Genomic DNA, 20,621 nt, shown 5'->3' on the forward strand with positions numbered 1-20,621 from the left:
AGGCCAGCCTCCAAGCTGGTCTGGCACGTCCCGCGGGTGCTCAATACGCCTGAAGGATGGGCTGCGCTCCAACTCGGAGAAACGCAGTGGCTGAACCGAGCAAACAGGAAATCGACGCGCGAGCGTATCAGCTTTGGGAGCAGGCGGGTCGGCCCGAAGGTCGAGAAGACGAGTTTTGGCACTTGGCTGAACAAGAGCTGCGCAACGAGGACAAGGGTTCGCCGACACGCACGCCCGACACGCTGTAACACTGTCGAACGACCAACGGTGATCCCTGCACATGCCGGACGATCACCAGTCCAAGATCTGCGGCCCACCGGAGTTCTCAAATGGCAAGAGCAAACGATTTGGAAGGCCAGCAGGACGTGGGTGGCAAGCATGGCGGCCAGGCGGGCATGCCGAAGCCTGAGGACCGAAGCTCAGCGCAGCAGGGCATCGTTCGCGACGAGCGGGGACAGGAGCAGCCAGCGGACAAGGCGCGTGCTCAACACGTCAGCCGGAAAGATCGGGGCGATGATCCGCCTGGTGATCCGAAACAGCGATAGCCCTTTTCGATGACGCGCAATTAGGGCGTGAACCCATAAATTTACCGAGCGGACGGCTTGTCAGGTCCGCTATGCGATGATAGCGGACCAAATTCCGCATCGCAGCGAAACGACGCTATGTGCCCCAATAGCGGACGTGCCCACACTATGCTGCCGTGGGCATCAGGTTGGTATGAGGCCGAGCGTCACAACCAAGAACCCCGGACCATTGACGCCCGCATGGATGACGATGCCGACCGACGTATTCCGCGTGCTCTGTACGGCCCACGGTATAGCGAGCACGACCGGCATCAGGAGAAACACGACGCCAAAGCCGAAACTGAAGTGAAAGAGGCCATGAAGAAGTCCCTGGACGAGCCAGGTGCTTTGACCGAACACCGGCTCCTGGCGCGGCTGGATGAACCCGCGCCACCAGAACTCCTCGCCGATAATGTTGAGCACAAAGAACGGCAGCCAGAGCGCAAGAATGTAGTATTGACCAATCTCTAGCGGCCTAACCGCCATGAAGGAAGGATGAGGCGGCAATCCCGGCCAGACGCTTGCGTTGAAAAGCTGTAAACCAGCGACAGCTGCGAAGGTAAACAGGAGCACAAGTCCGGCCAGGCGCCACTCTTCGCCGCTCAGACGGCGAACGCGCAAGTGCTCCAGGACCGCGGGCACCGATGGCGCTGGCAGTGCCATCCACGCGCCGAGCAATGCGGCGGCGAGGAGCGGTGCCAAGACAAGCGCGCCGCTCGCGAACCACGCCAAAAGAGGTTCCCACCCCCGTTCCACCAGGACGGGCAGCAACTGAGTTGTAGCCAGCCAAAGCAGCAGTGCAGGGACGCCGAACAAGACAACCGAGAGCCCAACGCCAATCCGGCCCGGAACGGGATTTTGCTGTCGGTCGTCCATCTTTGCTTCTCAAGTTGGCCCCATGACCTTGAATACGATAGCCCCAGAGTTGGTCGGCTGCACAGTTCGTGCTAGGAGTAGAGGATGAGTTACTTTACCGACCTTGGTGTCTGGCTCGCTGCGCTCGACCGCTCCTTTGCGTTCCTGTTAGCGCTTCCGTTCCTGGTTGCGGCCGCAGGGCTAGCCTCACATTACCTCCGTCAGCGATCTGGACGGACGTAGGCTGAAATGCGGAGCGATCGGGGGATTCTCCTCGCCATTGTCATTGCGATATTTTTGCCCTCAGAAGCGCTTGCAGCCGATCTGGATGGGGCGCGGATGGGTCTTGGCTGGGCGCTGCCTTTTGCTGGGATGCTTTTCTCTATCGCCTTGTTCCCACTCGTGGCACCGCATTTTTGGGAGCATCACCAAGGCAAGATAGCGCTCGCGTGGGCGGGGTTGGCTCTGGTGTCCCTCGTGTTTTCGGCAGGCGTATCAACGACGTCGCATGCGCTCGTGCACACGCTATTGCTAGAATATATCCCGTTCATCCTGCTGCTCCTTGCACTGTTCACGGTCGCAGGTGGTATCGCCGTGAGGGGAAATCTGCACGGGTCGCCCGTCGTGAATACCATGTTGCTTGCGGTCGGCACGCTTCTGGCGAGCCTGATCGGGACAACCGGCGCGTCGATGGTCATGATCCGACCTGTGCTGCGGGCGAACGACGATCGTCGGAGAAACGTGCACATAGTCGTCTTTTTCATATTTTTGGTCTCGAACATTGGCGGCTCCCTTACTCCACTCGGAGACCCCCCTCTATTCCTCGGTTTCTTGCGAGGCGTCGATTTCTTCTGGACGACGACCCATCTATTGCCCCAGACAGCGTTGGTTGTCGGCCTTCTACTGACCCTCTTCTTCGTGATCGATACCTTTCTCTATCGCAAAGATGGACATAGCCCGCCCGATCCGACCCCTGACGACCCGTTGCGCGTCAGCGGTGGCGTCAATTTTGTTCTCATGGGCGTAATCATCGGCGCTCTCCTTTTCAGTGCAATGGTCAACCTCGGAAGCGTCGAAGTTTTCGGCACAACGATCGAGCTGCGCAACGTCGTGCGCGACGCAGTTATGCTAGGAGTGGTGTTCGGGTCGCTCGCATGGACGTCCTCCTCTGATCACGACGCCAACGGCTTTTCATGGGCGCCAATGGTTGAGGTCGCCAAACTTTTCGCAGGGATTTTCGTTACCATCATCCCTGTTATTGCCATGCTCAACGCTGGAAAATCCGGCGCATTCGCTCCGCTTGTGAGCATTGTCACCCATTCAGATGGGACCCCAAATCATGCCGCTTATTTCTGGATGACCGGCTTGTTGTCCTCATTCTTGGACAATGCCCCAACTTATCTAGTGTTCTTCGAGCTCGCGGGCGGGGATGCAAAAAACTTGATGACAAGCGGTGCTTTGACGCTCGCAGCCATCTCAGCCGGGGCCGTGTTCATGGGAGCGAACACTTACATCGGCAACGCTCCGAATTTCATGGTTTATGCTATCGCGAGAAAAAGCGGTGTAAAAATGCCGAGCTTCTTCGGCTATCTGGCATGGGCTGTGGCGTTTCTTCTGCCAATATTCGCGGTGGTTACTCTCATCTTTTTCCTGTGAGCCAATTGGACTTTTGAGGCCAGACCGAATGAGACGTCGCTTCAGGTCAATTACAGAGCTTTGACGCGCGTCCACCCGTCGAAGTCCGCTTTCCCCTTATGACCCGGACATCGATCGCCTGACTAGGCAGGGCCGTTTAGGGCCAGAAGCGCTTGTGTGTCTTGGCCTGGCTGCCTGGTGCTGGGATCGTCGGGCGGTGCCCAAATGTCCACTTTTGCACCTTTATGCGGAACTACCCGTCACTTGCTGCGTTTCGGCATGGAACCTTTTTGCAGGTGGGAAACAAGTGGAAAATCTACCTATGGTCCTCATCGTTGAGGACGAAGTTTTGATCCAAACCATGGTCGAGGAAGCCTTAGAGGAAGCCGGCTTCGAAACCGCGATTGCCCCATCAGCCGAAGAAGCTGTGACCTTGATCAAAGGAAACGTCATGAACTATCGGGCGCTGGTCACGGACATCAACCTGAGGGGCCGTATGACGGGGTGGGAGGTCGCGAAACAGGCCCGACAGATCGAACCGGAGTTTCCCATCATTTACATGACGGGTGCAGCTGCTCGCGATTGGGCCTCGCACGGCGTGCCCAACAGCATCTTACTCGTGAAGCCCTTCGCCCCTGCCCAACTTGTCACGGCCGTGTCTCAGCTTTTGAACGTCGGTAATCCGAGCAGTTGAGGGGCCGATATGAAGGGGGCGTCCATATTTTTGGTCGAGGACGAGGCCCTCATCCGGATGATGATCGTCGAGATCCTCATCCGGATGATGATCGTCGAGATCCTTGAGGAGCTTGGGCATCGAGTAGTTGCCGAGGCGGGTAGTATTGAGACGGCCGAACCGTTGGCCCGCACTTCCGTATTCGATTTGGCGATTTTCGACATCAACGTCGCTGGCTTCAATATCAGTCCCATCGCGCAGATCGTTGCGGCGCGAAGTCTGCCGTTTGTATTCGTCAGCGGCTATGGGCCGGCTGGCAGGCCAGCCCTGTTTGCCGACAAGCCAGTACTGCACAAGCCATTCTTGATTGAACACTTCGCTGACATGATCAATTCGGCGATGAGCGACCAGTCAAAGAGGCAATAACCAGCTCCCTTGGTTGCGTGTCCGTTGTGGGTCATTCGCGATCGGGGCCAACCAGTGGCACAAGCCGCGCGGCGACCCGCTACGACAAGCTCGCAGCCAACTATCTGGCGTTCGTCAAACTCGCATCTATTCCGGATCTGGCTACGCGCTAATGGGTCCACGCCCTAGCTCTCGTTGTGCGATCTAGTGAGGGCATCGGCCGCCGCTACACCAGCTCGTTTCTTAAAACGCTCGGCGTCGCGGCGGGGGACCGGCCTGCGGGTGGCGTCCACGAGAGACGAGTTCGTAAATTACGATCACCGCGGCGCATGCGATAAGGGTGATGGTCGCCATCACGAGAACAGTTTTGACCATGGTTCGCTCCTGACAGATTTTGACGTCAGGACGCCAGAGGAATCATGTTCCGGCAAGCCGAGAGAACTACGGGGGACGATATTGTGCCCGCATCGAATGGATCGGATAGGGCGCGTTATCTTGTAGGGTGGGCAAAGCGACTTGTCCGCCGTAGCTCGAAGAGCGAAGGCGGAAGCGTGCCCACCATTTCGAAGCAACGTTAGCGATAGATGGTGGGCACGTCGCTGACGCTCCTTTGCCCACCCTACGATTCCCTAAAGCATCGCGAACGCGCTCGAGACCATCGCCACCGGCTTGTTGTCGGTGGCGCCGAGAAGCGTGACGCGGCCGAAGCTCATGGTGCGCCCGAGCCGGACCACGCGCGCATCGGCCAGCACGTCGGAGGCCGAGACCGCGCGCATGAAATGCGTGGTCTGGTCGACCGTGGTCATGGCCCGATAGCCGCGGTTGGCTGCGAGGTTGGCGATCACCATCGCGGTGTCGGCAAAGGCCATCAGCGCCTGGCCCGAGACCGTGGCGCCGTTGCGGCACAGTCGCTCCGAGAACGGCAGGCGCAGGATCGCGCCCGGCTGCCAGTCGGCGGCATCGGAGGGCGGGGCAAAGTCGAAGCGCTCGATCGAGAGATTGAGATCCATCACCCAGGGCGCAAATACCTCGCCAAGCACGCGCCTGGCTTCCGCGATGCCGAATTCCGTTGCTTGTGGCTGTTGCTGCATGAACGCCCGATTCCTCGCCTGATCGTGTCGCAGGCCGTATTGTAGTGCTCATTGCGGCGAAGGGAACAGCGGCGGTGGGCCACAAATACGGCGCGAAATCCTGCGAGTCCGGCCCGCGCTTCGCGGGGCGCGTCCGCCGCGTCGAACCAAAGGTGGGGGCGCCCGTGCTTGGCGAGGCGGTTAAGCCGGTGGTATCCTTCCCGGAAACGCAAAGTCAGCGTCCCAAAGGAGAGCGTTATGAGAATGCTGAGCGCGGCCGCGGTGGTGGTGTTGTTGACGGTGCCGGCCTACGCGCAGACCCCCAACATCAACCTGATGCCGGAACTCATGTCCAAATCGGCGGAGGAGAAGGAGGCGGATGCGATCAAGGAGAAAGCCTATAAGGATTCCTTGAGGAAGATCCCCGACGCCAAGGCCTCTTCCGATCCCTGGGGCACCGTGCGCAGCACCGACGCTCCCAAGGCCGCGGCCGCGCCTGCCAAGAAGAGCAAGACCGGCAGCAGCAGCCAGTAACCCTAGAGTCCCGTTCCGATGGAATCGGAACGGGACTCTAGATTTTTGATTTGACGCGTTTTCTTGACGCGAACCGTCCCCACTTCGCTGGAAAACGCGCTGGCGCAAGCGGCGAGTAGGATTCGTTCGCCGCCACCCCTATATTCGACCTGTCGTCCTATGTCTGGAGTTACGACATGGTCTTTCGCCCGCGCGATCTCGCGAGCCGGATGGCCGGCCGGCGCAAGCCGGACGACGGCTATCTGCGCGAGACCTTTACGCTGCCACGCGACAAGGCCAGGGCGAGGGCGCGCGACTTTCTCGACCGCTACCCCAAGGCGGCTTACATGAGCTCGGTCGAAAGCTGGCGCGAGCTGCCCGATGGCGACATCGAATTCACGATGCGCCGGCTTGCCAGTGCCGATTAGGCGACGTCCGCCTGCACACCAGAATTGATATCAAACCTCGATTTTTGCCGAATTCCGATAACTCGGTATTCAGGTATTCCGCCTAGTACTTCCCCGCGCAGGAGAAATCATGGCGAGAGACCGCAAAGACCTAGGTGCCCGTAAGTTCGTTCGGGTCGACTTGCGCAAGCCGGGATTCCTGATTCCGGCGCCGGATGCGCCATGGATCCAGTGCTACATCCTCGACATTTCAGAGAACGGCGCCTGCCTCGACGTGGGCGACCTGGCGGTGCCGAAGGTGTTCGGCCTTTCGCTGACCGCGGGCGGCGAGGTACGGCGGGTATGCACGTTGATCTGGCGCAAGGGCGAATTGGTCGGCGTCCGATTCATCTCCGCCCGGGAGCTGCGAAAGGGCGCTGCGCCGGCCGGTGAACCGGATGCGGCTCCCAAAAAGGCGCACGCCTAGCGCTTTTCAATCGGTGTCCTGCAGCGTCTCCGCAACCAGGCGAATCCGGAATACCGGCTTCTTGGATTCGTCCAGCAATTCCATCTGCCACTCGGCGTTTTCGGAAAGTTTTCGGGAAATGTCCGCGATCATGTCGCCGCAGACGCCGGTCATTTCCTTCCAGGCAGCGTTATGGTCGGCAAACTCCGCACCGTCGTTGTTGACGGATGCATCCTCGCCAAGTCGAACGCTGAAGAAGAAAACCGGCATGGCAAGCTGAACCAGATGCAAAATGGGCCGCCGTTGGCCCAGAGCATGCGCAAGGGCGGGTGGAGTGGATTCCTGAGGCGCGGAAAGATCAACCCCGGGTTTTTACGGGCCAATGCGGGCATATGAGTCACGTCATCATGTCGTCGTAACCTGCTGTAATCGCTTAAGACTTTTCCGACGTGCGGCCAGCAGAAGGATCCCGCGAAGCGGGTTGATCCCGTTCGGCCTTTTTTAGCTCCCGATCGATCCGAAGCTGGACCCGCCGAATGGCCAGCAGATTGAGCTTGGCTTCGGTCTTGCCCGCGATGACCCTGTCACCGATGTGAAATTGCCATGTCCAAATGCCCGGAGCGACCGCCGTCACGGTGAACTCAACGCCCTTGTAGATCATATAAAAATCCCGCTGCGGCCCCGACCGCTTCGAATCCGAGCCTGATACTTAAGATTGCAAATATTAGTCAATGCAACGAAATGAGCAACGATATGAGACTTGATCAGGCGCCGGTGCCTGCGAAGGAGTGGAGAGGGGCCGGGAATAACCCGTGGGGATCCCAATCAGGACGTTAGTTGGCGCGTGCCGGATGGTTCGCAATCGATCCTCAACTGAACGCGGCGCATGGCCAATTGGGCAAGCCGTGCCTCGGTCTTTCCCGTCCTGACCAGGTCGCCGCTACGATATTGCTGCTGCCAGAACCCCGGGTTTCCGACCTCGTCAGCGCACATCCTACGCCTTTGCGGCTCATGGAAATCTCCCGCACTCTCCCCAATAACGGGAGCGGAACCACAAGGTTCCATATTCCACCTGCTGAGAAATACATATGCCGCGCATCGGCGGGGCCGAAATCTGGCGCGGTATGCGTTTGAACCCCGCGGCCGCGTCCGAATTCCCGCGCCGGCCCGCTAAAAAGCACTGCGCCGCGCAAGCGGAGTATGGTCGCTTGGCGGCGCAGGCCTATTCCCCGAGTGATGCAATGTCCCAGGCAAGGTTTTGTCTGGGCGGAATGAAAAAGGTTCAACGCCGCCCGAGGCGAATTGCCCGATAATTTGCACGCTGAAACGGGGCCTTGCGGCGGGCGTATCTGTTCGCGAGGGCGGGGTAGTCCTCCAGATTTCCGCCGTCGTCGGCGACCTCGCTGCATAGCCCCATGCGGCGGGGTCGTTTGGCTGGGCGTCGCCGATCGCAGCGGGGTTGCGATTCCCGCCATGGCCTGCAAGGCCACCGCCGATGGAATTGCCGGCGCCTATTCCTGGCGCGATGGATAAGGCTGCCGCGGCGGCATATGGGGTCTCGACGGCGCGTCCGGCCGGACCGGCGGCGGCACCCGCGAGGGCTCCGGGGTGCGGCTGAGGCTCAAGAGCCGTGTGAGCAGATCGGCGCCATGCTGCTGAAGCATCGGCAGGATGGGTTCGGGGGTGAAGGCAACCTGTATGTGCATGTAGTAATTCGTAGCGTACGCATCTTGACGGACGGTTCAGGCGAAGCTGCAAGCACGCCTAAAATTGTAAGTGACGTCACCAGTCACCTCGAATTGCAGATGGACCGATGAAACGATGAGGCCGCCCGTTGGCGGCCCCACCGCGAGAGCTAGCTTTCCGGCTGCTCCACATCAGGCGCCCGGGGGCTGGCGTCCGGCGCCTCTTTACTCCTGGCCGAAAGGTCGGCGGCCTTTTCGAGAAAGCCTGCGGCGACATCCGGATCCGTGGTGGCCATTGCAAATTTGAGAAAGGTTGCCGCTTGTTCCGTTAGATATTTTTTACCCGCCACAATCTGGTTCCCCGTTACTACCCGTTACTATCCGTTGCTTCCGAGGCGATTACGCGCTGCGGCGGAATCCGTTCCGGGGGAACAGTACAAAAGTGAACTTAAGGCGGGCACTGTGTCCAGGCAGGCACGCTACTGGTTGCGGCGTCACTCATCGTTCAGGAGTTATAAGTAGCCGGGCGCAGGCGAGATAGACGACGGACACATAGACTTGGATTGGGCTCGTCCTCAGGCGGGTCTCCGGCAGATCGGGGGCCAAATGCGGACGGGGCAACTCTAGCCGGCTTTTGGCGCGTTCATGGCCTGCTCAACGTCATCAGCCAGTTGGCCCAATTGCTTGGCCAGTCGGTCGAACATTTCGCGTTTGGTCGTGTCCGTTGCAAGGTCCCGGATCAGCGCCGCTTCGGCTGCAGCGCTCCGAAGCTTCTCCAGCGAGGCTCGCTAGTCCTTCACTTGCGGTCCCCTTGCCAGTCCAGGACACTGGGGTGCTGCCTTACTTCTTCTGATCGGACAGCAAGTTTTCAAATGAGGTAGGGGGCCGCAGTCCAGGCGATCTCAGCCACTCATTGACATGAGCGGCCGTCTCGGCCTGCCGGGCACGCCGCAAAAGCAGTTCTCGGGCCATGCTGCCGGGAGGTTGCTTTTCAGCGGCTTCTTTAAATCTAATCGCCTCTTCCGCTAGCCGCTCTTCAAAGGTCGCCGTGTGATTGACGCGCTTACGCTGCCGAGCCATGGGGTCCCTCTTAAGCCCACCCATCGCTAATTAAAGGCCGGTGATTTCATTTCGTCTGTCGAGTAGCCGACAGAAATCAAATTCAGGCCACTGCCAAAATCAAAGAGGCCACTGAGGTTGGAATCAGGCCAGTGCCAAATCCCTGGTACTGGCCGAAATAGGCCAACTCAGAGGGCCTATAATGAAAGAGGCCGCCAACCGGCGGCCTCATCGACCTCACTGCTTCGGCATATCCATGCCCTTATGCGGGTCATCGGACTTCATGCCGTCCATCATCATCGCCATGTTTTTGCAGCAGGGGCAGCCGCCCATGCCCGTGCCCGACTTCTGTTCCGGCTGAGCCTGGCTAGGAGCCGCCGGCCAATCCTTGGCAACCCTTTCGGACATGCTCTTGGAGGCCGCCGGCGCGCCGCACATTCCGGCTTGCTGGCCACCGCCACCACACATGGCAGACGCGGGCGAAAGACCGAATAGAAGCGCAACGGCGGTTGAGGCGAGAAGCAAGCGCATGGGGAATCCTCCAGGTTGGGTTCGCGACAATCTACCGCCAGCCGGGAAGAAGCGGCAATCACGTTCGGGTCAAATCAGGCCACTACCGATTTCAAAACCGGCCACTGAAGCCGGAAACAGACCAGCACCCAAAATTCCAAGTGCCGAAGGTTCAAAGGTCTGACCTGCCGGAAAGTGGCCGCTCATATTGTCAGAATACAACGATCTTCCCTGGGAAGCGTGAGTATCGACGCTGGTGGTGCAGGCTTGCAGACGAGTGCGGCATCCTCCCGAACATTCGGAACTGGACAGCCGGAAATGAACGAGGCCGCCAACTGAGGCGACCCTTCGCCTCACAGCGCGACGATCAAGATTATATAAACCAGGCCGCAAGCCAGCGCGGCACACCAACCGATCGAGGCGGCGAAGAGCCAAGTTTCGGGGGTTGCTCGCATCTAGGTCAGCTTCGAGCAACACGGCCGTTTAATGCTGTCTTGGAACATCGCGCGCTCCCCCCACTGGCTGTGCAGGCGGGAGCGCTATCGGTCTCTCAGGCACCGACGCCTACGGGCAGAACCTCGGCCGGTGATCGTAAGCAATGAGGATGTAGCGGTTATGTTCCAAAGTGAACAAAGGCCAACGACGCGCTGGGGAGAGGCCGCCATACTGAGGCGGCCTTTACTATTAGATCGGAACCTTCAACCCAGGGGAGGAAAGCCACTGGTTCATGTGGGAGGCGGTTTCCGCAAGCCGCGCCAGGCGAATAAGCCTGTCGCGCTCCACTCCAGGCGGAGTGCCTCGCGCTTCTTTCCGCAGACGCTCGGCCTCTGCTGAAAGGCGCGTGTCGAGCGGATCGAGTCGTTTGAAATGACGCCGCTTGTCCATGGCGCGCTCCGTTCCCTGCCTGCTAGAGGATGGCGGGAGCGCAACCGGCGTTCTCATCACCGATAAAAGCCACGTACCGGGCGGTGATGAACGTCAACGCACTCCTTCCCGGCCGGTTCCGCACACTAGGCCACTCCCAATTTCAAAACTAGGCCATTAGGGGTCGAAACAGGCCAGTACCCGCATAGCCGAGGTGCTGCTAGACAGCCGTGCCGGCAGATTAGGGCCACTAGGAAATTGGAACCAATGTTCCCGGCGGGAGTCTAGCCGTGGCTCTCGGCTGTTCCAGCCCCCAAGCCCAGCTGAGAGTTGGCGGCCCCGGTCAGGCGGAGAAAGGCCGGGGCCGTTTTTTCTAATGGCACCTAGAGAGGAGAATTAAGGACACGAACCGCTACGTTGCGGGTGGGGCCGGCCGCGTAGCGCGGCCTCGCAAGATAATTGCGTCATTCACATCGTCCACATAGATGAACCGACGGCGACCGCGACGATGCACAATAAAATGTTCGTCCTTCTTTTCATAAAGGGCGAACTCTTCGTGAACAGTATCGGTTTGACTTCGACTACGAGCGCGACAAAGACGACGGCAAAGGATTGTAAATGAAAGAGGCCGCCAACTGAGGCGGCTGGGGCTGCTGTTTAAGCCTCCGCACTGACCAAAATATCGAACGCCTCGTAAGCCTGCTGCGGCGTCTTTCCTTCCTCGAATGCGTTTTCGAAACTGAAGATCGTATCCGCCAGAAGGAATTCATCCGGCACAGGAAACAGGGTGCGAAGTTTGGCAAGCCAGTTCGCGTAGGAGGGAGGGTTGAACTTGCCCAAGGTGTCGCTGTCGGTGAATGAGGTGTGCATGGCGTGCTTGCCTTCAGGTCGGAACCCTTAACCCGGGGGAGGAAAGCCACTGGTTCATGTGCGAGGCGGTTTCCGCAAGCCTCGCTCTACGGATGAGCCTGTCGCGCTCCACTCCAGGCTGAGTGCCTCGCGCTTCTTTCCGCAGACGCTCGGCCTCTGTTGAAAGGCGCGTATCGAGTGGATCGAGTCGTTTGAAACGACGCCCTGTTAACATGGCGCGCTCCTTTCCATTAGAGGAAGGCGGGAGCGCTACCGGGCGTTCTCATCACCGATAAAAGCCACGTACCGGGCGGTGATAAAAGTTAACGTATTTTCTTCCGGCCGGTTCCTAAGCCACTAGGGGGTTAAAACAGGCAGTACCAGTGCCCGGGTGCTGGCCGAATCCGGCCACTCGCCAGTTCAAATCAGGCCACCGAAAATGTCGGAAACCGGACAGACGGGGCCGGAATTGGGATCTAATGCGTGGCCGGGCGGCCGGGGTGCCGCCCGGCCATAAAGGACTGCCCCAGCAATTGCTGCTCAGGGGGACGGCTGCAAATGATGGATCGATCCCACGAGATCCCGCAGGACCTCCGTATTCTCGTCCGCATTGTGTCGGCTTGCACATTAGGCCTCTGGGCATTTGCAGCAGGTTTGCTGATCGGGGTCTTTCTGTTTTCGTGATCAAGAGCCTGCGTACTGGCCGGAAATAGGCCAAGGCGCTCAAAGCCAATATGGCGCTGTTAGAGGATGATGATGAAGAAGAGGCCGCCAACTAAGGCGGCCTTTTTCTGTTCCGGCTACCCACTTTGGCTGATGAACAGGGCGCGGCAAGATCGCGGCGCTGGCGTGGAGCAAAAAGGGCAACCTCAAAAATCAAAAGGGACCAATTACCTTAGCGGGGAATGGAAAGGGGCCACCCGGAAAAGAACATATTGCGAACATAGAACAAACGTGGTACAAGATCCCTATACGCCATCGAATCCCGAACTTGCCTCCGCCCGTTTGTCCCGCTCGCGAATCCCCGCCATAAGGAGCACATACTATGTCCGCCACTGCCCTGCGTATCGTCGAAGGATCCTCCATGGATAAGACCAAGGCCCTGTCCGCCGCGCTCTCCCAGATAGAGCGCCAGTTCGGCAAGGGCTCGGTGATGAAGCTGGGCAAGAACGACCGCTCGATGGATATCGAGACCATTTCATCGGGCTCGCTCGGGCTCGATATCGCGCTCGGCGTCGGCGGGTTGCCGAAGGGACGCGTGGTCGAGATCTACGGGCCGGAATCTTCGGGCAAGACCACGCTGGCGCTCCACACGGTGGCGGAGGGACAGAAGAAGGGCGGCATCTGCGCCTTCATCGACGCCGAACACGCGCTCGATCCGGTCTATGCACGCAAGCTCGGCGTCAACATCGACGAGCTCCTGATCTCACAGCCCGACACCGGCGAGCAGGCGCTGGAAATCTGCGACACGCTGGTGCGCTCCGGCGCGGTCGACGTGCTGGTGGTCGATTCGGTGGCGGCCCTGGTGCCGAAGGCCGAACTCGAGGGCGAGATGGGCGACGCGCTGCCGGGGTTGCAGGCGCGGCTGATGAGCCAGGCGCTGCGCAAGCTTACCGCCTCGATCAACAAGTCCAACACCATGGTGATCTTCATCAACCAGATCCGCATGAAGATCGGGGTGATGTACGGCTCGCCGGAAACCACCACCGGCGGCAACGCGCTGAAATTTTACGCCTCCGTCCGCCTCGATATCCGCCGCATCGGCGCGATCAAGGAGCGCGACGAAGTGGTTGGCAACACCACCCGCGTCAAGGTGGTGAAGAACAAGCTGGCGCCGCCGTTCAAGCAGGTCGAGTTCGACATCATGTATGGCGAGGGTGTCTCCAAGATGGGCGAGATCCTCGACCTCGGCGTCAAGGCCGGCATCGTCGAGAAATCCGGCGCCTGGTTCTCCTATGACAGCCAGCGGCTGGGCCAAGGCCGTGAGAACTCGAAAGCGTTCCTCAAGGCCAATCCCGACATGGTCGCCAAGATCGAGACGGCAATCCGCCAGAACTCCGGCCTGATCGCCGAACAGATCCTCGCCGGCCCCGCCGAGCGCGACGCCGACGGCGAGGAGCCGGCGGAGGAATAATAAGTTTCAGAAACGCTTCAGGGGTTAAGGCCTGAAACGGACGGACGGGTGTTGTAGACGTTGAGTTGCCGACGTCTTCAGCGCCCGTTTTGTTTGGTGATTATGCGTGCGCAGGTGATTGGCTTATGAAGCGTCTGATCCTAACCAATACGTCCGGATTCGGTCTTCTTGATGCGGGCCTCGCCGACTTTCTCATCCACTTCTGCTATCGCTTCGCGTGGGGGCAGTTGCCGTCCCCGGACGAGCTTCGGCCTATCTCGGAACGCGTTCGGAGGAACAGGATAGGGGTTATCACTGGTCGGATTATGCCCGCCGGGGGCCTGCTGACGACGAGGAAAGACTAGACCTCAGCCTTGTCGAATTCTACGAGGCCTACGACGCGATCGAACTGTGGTTCGACCCGCACCCAAACCACCAGTTGCAACTGATCTGGTTGCTCGATCACTTTCGGTCTCACCCGAAGACTGCAGCGAAACTGGTTTTTCGCCTTGTTGACTTTGATTTGCTTGGCGCGCGCGAGGAGGAACTTCGCAGGTTTGAGGTGTTCGATTTGCCCGTTACGGAGGCGGAATTGAATACGGCAAGCCGGAGCTGGCAGGCGTATTGTTCACCGACGCCGGAAGCCTGCTTCGATCTGCTTTCCAGCAATCTGAGCGCCTTGCCGCTGCTGAGACCGGCCCTTGTCGAACTGCTCGAAGAGCTGCCCTCCGGCGGGACCGGGCTCGGAGCCACCGAAATGCGGCTACTGGAGATGTTGGCGTGGGGATTTGCGAACACCAATCCGCTGTTTCATCTGCGGACTATCCGCGGCACGCGCATCTTCGGCGAATGGGAAATCGGCTATCTGCTCGACGGGCTGGCGTTCGGGCCCAAACCGGCCGTGGCGGGCCTTGATGAGGAACTGCGCACACTTGCGCGGGAGAACCTGAGGGATCGCCATGGGGCCTACTTGCGCAGCCGCCTGTCGCTTACCGAGTTCGGCAAGGCCATTGTCGCCCACAAGGAAGACTTCAGCCGGCACAATCCAATCGACCGCTGGTGGGGCGGCACGCACCTGACCAACGATAATCTGTGGCGCTGGAATCCGGCGCTGATCAAGCCCTCCCGCAGGCAGTCCGAACGAGGCGTGCGATGACGCGTTTGATCCTGACGGCAGATTCCTCAAGTGCGGGCTGCGTTGTATCGGCCGGTCTTGCCGATCTGGTGATTGCCACCGAGCTTCGGATGGTTTGGGGACCGCCACGTTCCGATGCGGAGCTTGCAGCATTTTTGGAAGCAAGGACGACGCAAGGGCCGGACTCGAGTTGGCTTTATTCTCAGCCCCGGCAGCGCCGTCAGCTATTCGGCTTCAAGGATCTCGGGTTGACCGAGGCTTGCGAACGTTGCGAAACGGTCGAACTCTGGATGGGAACGGAGCCGAATGCCCAACTGGTGCTGATCTGGCTATTGGATTATCTCGGCCCGCGGGCGAAAACCTCAAGGATGGTTTTGCGACACGTGGACGTCTCTCTCGGCGAGGCAGAGCCGGCGCGTCTCGCCAAATCGAAGTTCATGGGCGTCGCCATCACCGATGACCATCTTGAGGTCGCAAGCCTTGCGTGGCAGGCCTACCGGGCACCGACGCCACACGCGTGGTTCAATCTGTTGGGGAGGGATTTGAGCATCCTGCCGCAGCTTAGGCGATGTGTGCTGGAAATGCTCGAAGAGCTACCGGGGCGCACAACGGGGCTTGGCGCGTCCGAACTGCGAATTCTGGAATTGATCGCGGCGGGTTACGAGCATCCGTTCCGCGTGTTTCCTCATTTTCAGCGCCGCGTGTTCGACTATTGGGAAGCCGGTACTATCCTGGAAAAGCTTGCGCTTGCTCCGGTGCCGGCCGTGTCAGGCCTTGCGGAGTGGCCGTTCACGCTCGAGATGTACGATGAGCCCGAACGATACGAGCGATACAAGGAAAGCCGGCTATCGCTCACCGCGCTTGGCAAGGCAATTTTGGCGGGCACCGAGGATTTCAGCCGGCATAACCCGATCGATCGCTGGTGGGGGGGCACGCGGCTGACCAACGACCGGCTGTGGCGCTGGGACCCCGTCCTGCTCGTGCCGTAGCGGGGGTAGACCCGTAGGATGGGTAGAGCGCAGCGAAACCCATCATCGTGCCGCACCCGTGGTGACGACCGCGATGGGTATCGCTTCGCTCCACCCATCCTACGAAGCTATTCCGCCGCTTGCGCGTAATCCGCCACCGGCGGGCATGAGCACACCAGATTGCGGTCGCCATAGACGTTGTCGACGCGCCCGACCGGGCTCCAGTATTTGTCCGTGCGCGAGACGCCGTCGGGGAAACAACCCGTGGCGCGGCTATAGGCGCGGCTCCACGCATCATCGACAATGTCGTGCACGGTGTGCGGAGCATGGCGCAAAGGCGAGGCTTCGACCTTCCAGCGGCCGATCTCGATCTCCGTGATCTCGCTTCGGATCGCGATCATGGCGTCGCAGAAACGATCCAGTTCCGCCTTCGATTCCGATTCGGTCGGCTCGATCATCAGCGTGCCCGGTACCGGGAAGCTCATGGTCGGCGCATGGAAGCCGTAGTCGATCAAACGCTTTGCGATATCGTCGACGGTGACGCCGCTCGTGGTCTTGAGCGGGCGCGGATCGACGATGCATTCATGGGCGACGCGGCCCTTGGCATTCCGGTAGAGTACCGGGAAATGCGGATCGAGCCGGTTGGCGATGTAGTTCGCGTTCAGGATCGCGATCTCGGTGGCGCGCGTGAGACCTTCGCCGCCCATCATCAAAATGTAGATGTAGGAGATGGTCAGGATCGATGCCGACCCGAACGGCGCCGCAGACACCGGTCCGACCGGCACGCTGCCGTCCCTTGCGGGATGCCCCGGCAGGAAAGGTTCAAGATGCGCCTTCACGCCGATCGGGCCCATGCCGGGGCCGCCGCCGCCATGCGGGATGCAGAAGGTCTTGTGCAGGTTGAGGTGAGAGACGTCGGCGCCGTAATCGCCGGGCCGCGACAGGCCGACCTGCGCGTTCATGTTGGCGCCGTCGAGATAGACCTGTCCGCCATGGCTATGAACGATGTCGCAGATATCGCGGATGTGCTCCTCGAACACGCCATGCGTCGAGGGATAGGTGATCATCACGGCGGCGAGGTTTTTCGAATGCTTCTCCGCCTTGGCGCGGAGATCGTCGACATCGACATCGCCACGCGCGTCGCAGGCGGTCACCACCACCTCCATGCCGACCATATGTGCGGAGGCCGGATTGGTGCCGTGCGCGGAGGAGGGGATCAGGCACACCTTGCGATGCGGCTCGCCGCGCGCGGCATGATAGGCGCGGATCGCGAGCAGCCCGGCATATTCGCCCTGCGCGCCGGAATTCGGCTGCAGCGAGATCGCGTCATAGCCTGTCATGTCGCACAGCCATTGCTCCAGCCGCTTGAACAGCGCGTGATAGCCGCGCGCCTGCTCGGCGGGTGCAAACGGATGCAGGCTGCCGAACTCCGGCCAGGTCAGCGGGATCATTTCCGTGGTGGCGTTCAGCTTCATGGTGCAGGAGCCGAGCGGGATCATCGCACGGTCGAGCGCGAGGTCGCGGTCGCTGAGCTTGCGCATATAGCGCAACAGCTCGGTCTCGGAACGGTGCGTATGGAACACGGGATGGATGAGGAAGGCGCTGTCGCGCTTCAGTTCGAGGGGAAGCGTTTCGCGCGCGGTGACCTCGACATCCGCATAGGAAAGCGTGCCGCCGAATGCGCGCCATACCGCCTCGACGACGGCAGGCGTGGTGGTCTCGTCGACCGCAATGCCGAGCGTGCCGTTACCGATGCGCAGATTGATCCTTTCAGCCAGCGCCCGCGTAACGATTTCATTCTGCTTCGCGCCGGCCTGAACCGTGATCGTGTCGAAGAACGCCTGCGACGTCGGCGCAAAGCCGAGTTTTGCCAGCCCCGCCGCCAGCACCACCGCGCGCCGGTGCACGGTACGCGCGATATGCGTCAGCCCTTCGGGTCCGTGATAGACCGCGTACATCGAGGCGATCACCGCCAGCAGCACCTGCGCGGTGCAGATGTTGGAGGTGGCCTTTTCGCGGCGGATATGCTGCTCGCGGGTCTGCAGCGCCAGCCGATAGGCCGGCGCCCCGCGCGAATCCACCGACAGGCCGACGATGCGGCCGGGCAGCGAGCGTTTTAGCGAATCGCGCACCGACATATAGGCCGCGTGCGGGCCGCCATAGCCCATCGGCACGCCAAAGCGTTGCGCCGATCCGATAGCGATATCGGCACCGAGTTCGCCGGGCGAGGCGATCAGCGTCAGCGCCAGCAGATCGGCGGCGACGACGGCAAGCGCGCCCTTGGCGCGCAATGCCGCAATCGCCGGCCTGAGGTCGCGCACCGCGCCCGAGGTAGCAGGATATTGCAGCAGTCCGCCAAAAACCTCGGCAGAATCGAGATCGGTGAGGAGATCTCCGACGATCAGATTCCAGCCCAGGGGTTCGGCCCGGGTGCGCAGCACCGCGAGCGTCTGCGGATGCACTTCCGCATCGACGAAGAACGATTTCGATTTCGCTTGCGAGGCACGTTCGGCGAGCGCCATGGCCTCGGCCGCGGCGGTTGCTTCGTCGAGCAGCGAGGCGTTGGCGACGTCGAGCCCGGTGAGATCGCAGATCATGGTCTGGAAGTTGAACAGCGCCTCCAGCCGGCCCTGGCTGATTTCCGGCTGATACGGCGTGTAGGCCGTGTACCAGGCCGGGTTTTCCAGGATGTTGCGCTGGATCACCGCCGGCAGGATGGTGCCGGAATAGCCTTGCCCGATCAGCGAGGTGAACACCTGGTTCTGCGATGCCAGCTCGCGCATATGCGCCAGCGCCTCGGTCTCGCTCAACGCGCGCCCGAGATCGAGCGGCGCCTTCTGCCGGATCGAGGAGGGCAGCGTCTGGCCCATCAGTTCGCCGAGGCTGTTCGCGCCGACGCTTTCCAGCATCGCGCTGATGTCGCGGGGCGAGGGGCCGATATGCCGGCGCACGAAATCGGTGGCGGCTTCGGCAGTGGTCTTGAGCGGCGCGTTCATGGCGTGCTTTCCTTAAGCCGTATGGGCCTTGTAGGCGGCCTCATCCATCAGGCCGCCGAGTTCGCTTTTGTCCGCGATCTTCAGCTTGAAGAACCAGGCCTTGCCGCCGGCGTCGGAATTCACCAGCGCGGGCTCGGCGGCGAGCGCCTCGTTGACTTCGAGGACCTCGCCCGAGATCGGCGCGTAGACGTCGGAGGCGGCCTTTACCGATTCGACCACGGCGGCGGCTTCAGCCTTTTTCAGGGAGCGGCCGACCTTGGGCAGTTCGACGAACACGACGTCGCCAAGCTGCGATTGCGCGTAGTCGGTGACCCCGATGGTGGCGACATCGCCCTCGATGTGGAGCCATTCGTGGTCGGATGTGAACAACGTCGTCATGAAACGTCCTCGTGATCTAGCGTTTATAGGTGTTGGGAACGAAGGGCATGGGCGCGACCTGCAGCGGCAGGCGCTGGCCGCGGACCTCGGCAAATATTTGCGTGCCGTTTGCGGCGAGCGATGTCGGCAGGTAGCCCATTGCAACCGGAGCATTGAGGCTCGGGCCGAAGCCGCCCGAGGTGACCTTGCCGATCGGTTCGCTCGAGGCGGCGTCCGCGAACAGCACTGCGCCTTCGCGCACCGGCGCGCGCCCCTCTGGGCGCAAGCCAACGCGGCGGCGCGACACACCCTTTTCAAAATGGGAGAGGATTTTTTCGGCACCGGGGAATCCTCCGGCGCGGGCGCCGCCGGTGCGGCGGCTCTTCTGCACCGACCATTCCAGTGCGCCCTCGACCGGCGTCGTCGTGGTGTCGATGTCGTGGCCATAGAGGCAGAGCCCGGCCTCCAGCCGCAGGCTGTCGCGGGCGCCGAGACCGATCGGCAGCACGTCCGCATTTTCCAAAAGCGCCGTCACCAGCGTCTCGGCATGTTCGGCCGGAACCGAAATCTCAAAACCGTCTTCGCCGGTATAGCCGGAGCGCGAGACGAAGCAGTCGAAGCCGGCCACTTTCCGGGGACCAGTGTCCATGAACCGCATCGTGGTCACGTCTGCACAGAATTTGGCCAGTGCGGATTCGGCTTTGGGGCCCTGCAGCGCTATCAGCGCGCGATCAGCCAGCGAATCGATGATGCAGGCTTCAGAAAGATGCGCGCGCAGATGCGCCTCGTCCTCGGCCTTGCAGGCGGCGTTGACGACCAGAAACAGGTGGTCGCCGAAATTCGCGACCATCAGATCGTCGAGAATGCCGCCCTCGACATTGGTGAACTGCGCGTAGCGCTGCCGTCCCGGCGCAACCGCCACGATGTCCTGCGGCACCAGCCGCTCCAGCGCCAGCGCCGCATCGGCGACCTGGCCCGATTTGGGACGTAGCGCGAGCTGGCCCATATGCGAGACGTCGAACAGGCCGGCGGCGCTTCTTGTATGCAGATGCTCCTTCAGGACGCCTGCCGGGTATTGCACCGGCATCTCGTAGCCCGCAAAGGGAACCATCTTGCCGCCGCGCGCCACATGGAGCGCGTGCAATGGGGTGCGTTTTAGTGAGGATTCTTCTCTCGCCAGCATCCGTCAGGCCCTCATGGGTTCCGGAGACCAGCCTCCGAAAACCCAAAGAAAGCCCCATCTGTCGCTGTGCCTGAGAGTATTATCCCGTCGGCGGACGCCCCCGGGCCCAAGGCCTTCGGCGTCTCTTTCCAGATGCTATTTCGTCACGCGGTCCGTTTGCCTGAGAGTTTCCGGGGCGGTTGCTCCTTCGGCGCCGGCGCTGAAGCCGATCTCTCCCGACGTGACGTCTTACAGATAAGAGGGAAACACAGGCCTGCCAAGCCTGTCAACGTAGCCGCAGCATTATCAACGGGATGTGCGCGCCCTTCGTGTGTGCTGCGGCAAGCCTATGATCCG

At 60.8% G+C, this 20,621-nt stretch carries 25 protein-coding genes, 1 pseudogene and 1 riboswitch; of the genes and pseudogenes, 13 read left to right on the forward strand and 13 right to left on the reverse strand.

Features of this window, described 5'->3' with window-relative positions; genetic code table 11:
* Window positions 1–86: 86 nt before the first annotated feature.
* Window positions 87–248 (forward strand): DUF2934 domain-containing protein, encoded by a 162-nt coding sequence (locus IVB22_RS05765; RefSeq protein WP_247516343.1) that lies wholly within the window; start codon window positions 87–89, stop codon window positions 246–248.
* Between the two features lie 81 nt (window positions 249–329).
* Entirely contained in the window at window positions 330–545 is a 216-nt protein-coding gene (locus IVB22_RS05770) for a hypothetical protein (RefSeq protein ID WP_247516344.1), read from the forward strand.
* A gap of 162 nt (window positions 546–707) precedes the next feature.
* Here IVB22_RS05770 and IVB22_RS05775 read toward each other — a convergent pair whose 3' ends face one another.
* Entirely contained in the window at window positions 708–1,439 is a 732-nt protein-coding gene (locus IVB22_RS05775; RefSeq protein WP_247516345.1) for a CPBP family intramembrane glutamic endopeptidase, read from the reverse strand.
* 84 nt (window positions 1,440–1,523) lie between these two features.
* Between IVB22_RS05775 and IVB22_RS05780 the strand changes: the two genes are divergently transcribed.
* The 5 genes and pseudogenes from IVB22_RS05780 to IVB22_RS41865 form a co-directional block, all read left to right on the forward strand.
* Complete coding sequence (locus IVB22_RS05780; RefSeq protein ID WP_247516346.1) at window positions 1,524–1,661, forward strand: hypothetical protein; 138 nt, start codon at window positions 1,524–1,526, stop codon at window positions 1,659–1,661.
* A gap of 6 nt (window positions 1,662–1,667) precedes the next feature.
* Entirely contained in the window at window positions 1,668–3,074 is a 1,407-nt protein-coding gene (locus IVB22_RS05785; RefSeq protein ID WP_247516347.1) for a sodium:proton antiporter, read from the forward strand.
* Window positions 3,075–3,375: 301 nt separating this feature from the next.
* Window positions 3,376–3,747, forward strand: coding sequence for a response regulator (locus IVB22_RS05790; protein WP_247516348.1), 372 nt, complete (start codon window positions 3,376–3,378; stop codon window positions 3,745–3,747).
* A gap of 9 nt (window positions 3,748–3,756) precedes the next feature.
* A complete protein-coding gene (locus IVB22_RS05795; RefSeq protein WP_247516349.1) occupies window positions 3,757–4,152 on the forward strand; it encodes a response regulator in 396 nt (131 codons plus the stop codon).
* A gap of 65 nt (window positions 4,153–4,217) precedes the next feature.
* Window positions 4,218–4,320, forward strand: a pseudogene (locus tag IVB22_RS41865) (IS5/IS1182 family transposase); the annotation flags it as partial.
* Window positions 4,321–4,760: 440 nt separating this feature from the next.
* On the opposite strand, the gene IVB22_RS05800 reads toward IVB22_RS41865, so the two are convergent.
* Entirely contained in the window at window positions 4,761–5,222 is a 462-nt protein-coding gene (locus IVB22_RS05800) for a PaaI family thioesterase (RefSeq protein WP_247516350.1), read from the reverse strand.
* Window positions 5,223–5,459: 237 nt separating this feature from the next.
* Between IVB22_RS05800 and IVB22_RS05805 the strand changes: the two genes are divergently transcribed.
* The 3 genes from IVB22_RS05805 (at window position 5,460) to IVB22_RS05815 (ending at window position 6,587) form a co-directional block, all read left to right on the forward strand.
* Window positions 5,460–5,735, forward strand: coding sequence for a hypothetical protein (locus IVB22_RS05805; protein WP_247516351.1), 276 nt, complete (start codon window positions 5,460–5,462; stop codon window positions 5,733–5,735).
* Window positions 5,736–5,911: 176 nt separating this feature from the next.
* A complete protein-coding gene (locus tag IVB22_RS05810; protein ID WP_025590163.1) occupies window positions 5,912–6,142 on the forward strand; it encodes a hypothetical protein in 231 nt (76 codons plus the stop codon).
* Window positions 6,143–6,251: 109 nt separating this feature from the next.
* On the forward strand, window positions 6,252–6,587 hold the full coding sequence (locus IVB22_RS05815; RefSeq protein ID WP_247516352.1) for a PilZ domain-containing protein: 336 nt from the start codon (window positions 6,252–6,254) through the stop codon (window positions 6,585–6,587).
* 6 nt (window positions 6,588–6,593) lie between these two features.
* On the opposite strand, the gene IVB22_RS05820 is transcribed toward IVB22_RS05815, so the two are convergent.
* The 8 genes from IVB22_RS05820 to IVB22_RS05855 form a co-directional block, all read right to left on the reverse strand.
* Window positions 6,594–6,836 (reverse strand): hypothetical protein, encoded by a 243-nt coding sequence (locus IVB22_RS05820; protein ID WP_247516353.1) that lies wholly within the window; start codon window positions 6,834–6,836, stop codon window positions 6,594–6,596.
* A 163-nt stretch (window positions 6,837–6,999) separates the two neighbouring features.
* A complete protein-coding gene (locus tag IVB22_RS05825) occupies window positions 7,000–7,227 on the reverse strand; it encodes a hypothetical protein (RefSeq protein ID WP_247516354.1) in 228 nt (75 codons plus the stop codon).
* An 850-nt stretch (window positions 7,228–8,077) separates the two neighbouring features.
* Window positions 8,078–8,272 carry a hypothetical protein gene (locus IVB22_RS05830; RefSeq protein ID WP_247516355.1) on the reverse strand — a complete coding sequence of 65 codons (195 nt, stop codon included), beginning with the start codon at window positions 8,270–8,272 and terminating at the stop codon, window positions 8,078–8,080.
* A gap of 149 nt (window positions 8,273–8,421) precedes the next feature.
* Window positions 8,422–8,601 (reverse strand): hypothetical protein, encoded by a 180-nt coding sequence (locus tag IVB22_RS05835; RefSeq protein WP_247516356.1) that lies wholly within the window; start codon window positions 8,599–8,601, stop codon window positions 8,422–8,424.
* Between the two features lie 490 nt (window positions 8,602–9,091).
* Window positions 9,092–9,331, reverse strand: coding sequence for a hypothetical protein (locus IVB22_RS05840; RefSeq protein WP_247516357.1), 240 nt, complete (start codon window positions 9,329–9,331; stop codon window positions 9,092–9,094).
* A gap of 216 nt (window positions 9,332–9,547) precedes the next feature.
* Window positions 9,548–9,841, reverse strand: a complete 294-nt coding sequence (locus tag IVB22_RS05845) for a hypothetical protein (RefSeq protein ID WP_247516358.1) — start codon at window positions 9,839–9,841, stop codon at window positions 9,548–9,550.
* A gap of 663 nt (window positions 9,842–10,504) precedes the next feature.
* On the reverse strand, window positions 10,505–10,705 hold the full coding sequence (locus tag IVB22_RS05850) for a hypothetical protein (protein ID WP_247516359.1): 201 nt from the start codon (window positions 10,703–10,705) through the stop codon (window positions 10,505–10,507).
* Between the two features lie 636 nt (window positions 10,706–11,341).
* Complete coding sequence (locus tag IVB22_RS05855) at window positions 11,342–11,554, reverse strand: hypothetical protein (RefSeq protein WP_247516360.1); 213 nt, start codon at window positions 11,552–11,554, stop codon at window positions 11,342–11,344.
* 1,024 nt (window positions 11,555–12,578) lie between these two features.
* On the opposite strand from IVB22_RS05855, the gene recA reads away from it, so the two are divergent.
* From recA to IVB22_RS05875, 3 genes are all read left to right on the forward strand, one after another.
* Window positions 12,579–13,667, forward strand: coding sequence for a recombinase RecA (gene recA, locus IVB22_RS05865; protein ID WP_214488537.1), 1,089 nt, complete (start codon window positions 12,579–12,581; stop codon window positions 13,665–13,667).
* 217 nt (window positions 13,668–13,884) lie between these two features.
* Complete coding sequence (locus IVB22_RS05870) at window positions 13,885–14,802, forward strand: hypothetical protein (protein ID WP_247516362.1); 918 nt, start codon at window positions 13,885–13,887, stop codon at window positions 14,800–14,802.
* Window positions 14,799–15,770, forward strand: coding sequence for a hypothetical protein (locus IVB22_RS05875; RefSeq protein ID WP_247516363.1), 972 nt, complete (start codon window positions 14,799–14,801; stop codon window positions 15,768–15,770). Before IVB22_RS05870 ends, IVB22_RS05875 begins: the two co-directional genes overlap by 4 nt.
* Window positions 15,771–15,877: 107 nt before the next feature.
* Here the strand turns inward: IVB22_RS05875 and gcvP are convergent, their stop codons facing one another.
* Genes gcvP through gcvT form a run of 3 tightly spaced genes read right to left on the reverse strand, consistent with a single transcriptional unit; the run spans window position 15,878 to window position 20,285 of the window.
* Window positions 15,878–18,745, reverse strand: coding sequence for an aminomethyl-transferring glycine dehydrogenase (gene gcvP, locus IVB22_RS05880; protein ID WP_247516364.1), 2,868 nt, complete (start codon window positions 18,743–18,745; stop codon window positions 15,878–15,880).
* Between the two features lie 12 nt (window positions 18,746–18,757).
* Window positions 18,758–19,123 (reverse strand): glycine cleavage system protein GcvH, encoded by a 366-nt coding sequence (gene gcvH, locus IVB22_RS05885; RefSeq protein ID WP_247516365.1) that lies wholly within the window; start codon window positions 19,121–19,123, stop codon window positions 18,758–18,760.
* Between the two features lie 16 nt (window positions 19,124–19,139).
* On the reverse strand, window positions 19,140–20,285 hold the full coding sequence (gcvT, locus tag IVB22_RS05890; protein ID WP_247516366.1) for a glycine cleavage system aminomethyltransferase GcvT: 1,146 nt from the start codon (window positions 20,283–20,285) through the stop codon (window positions 19,140–19,142).
* Window positions 20,286–20,423: 138 nt separating this feature from the next.
* Window positions 20,424–20,514: riboswitch (glycine riboswitch) on the reverse strand.
* Window positions 20,515–20,621 lie beyond the last annotated feature (107 nt).

Origin of the sequence: Bradyrhizobium sp. 190, from assembly GCF_023073415.1 — a bacterium.
Taxonomy (GTDB): Bacteria; Pseudomonadota; Alphaproteobacteria; order Rhizobiales; family Xanthobacteraceae; genus Bradyrhizobium.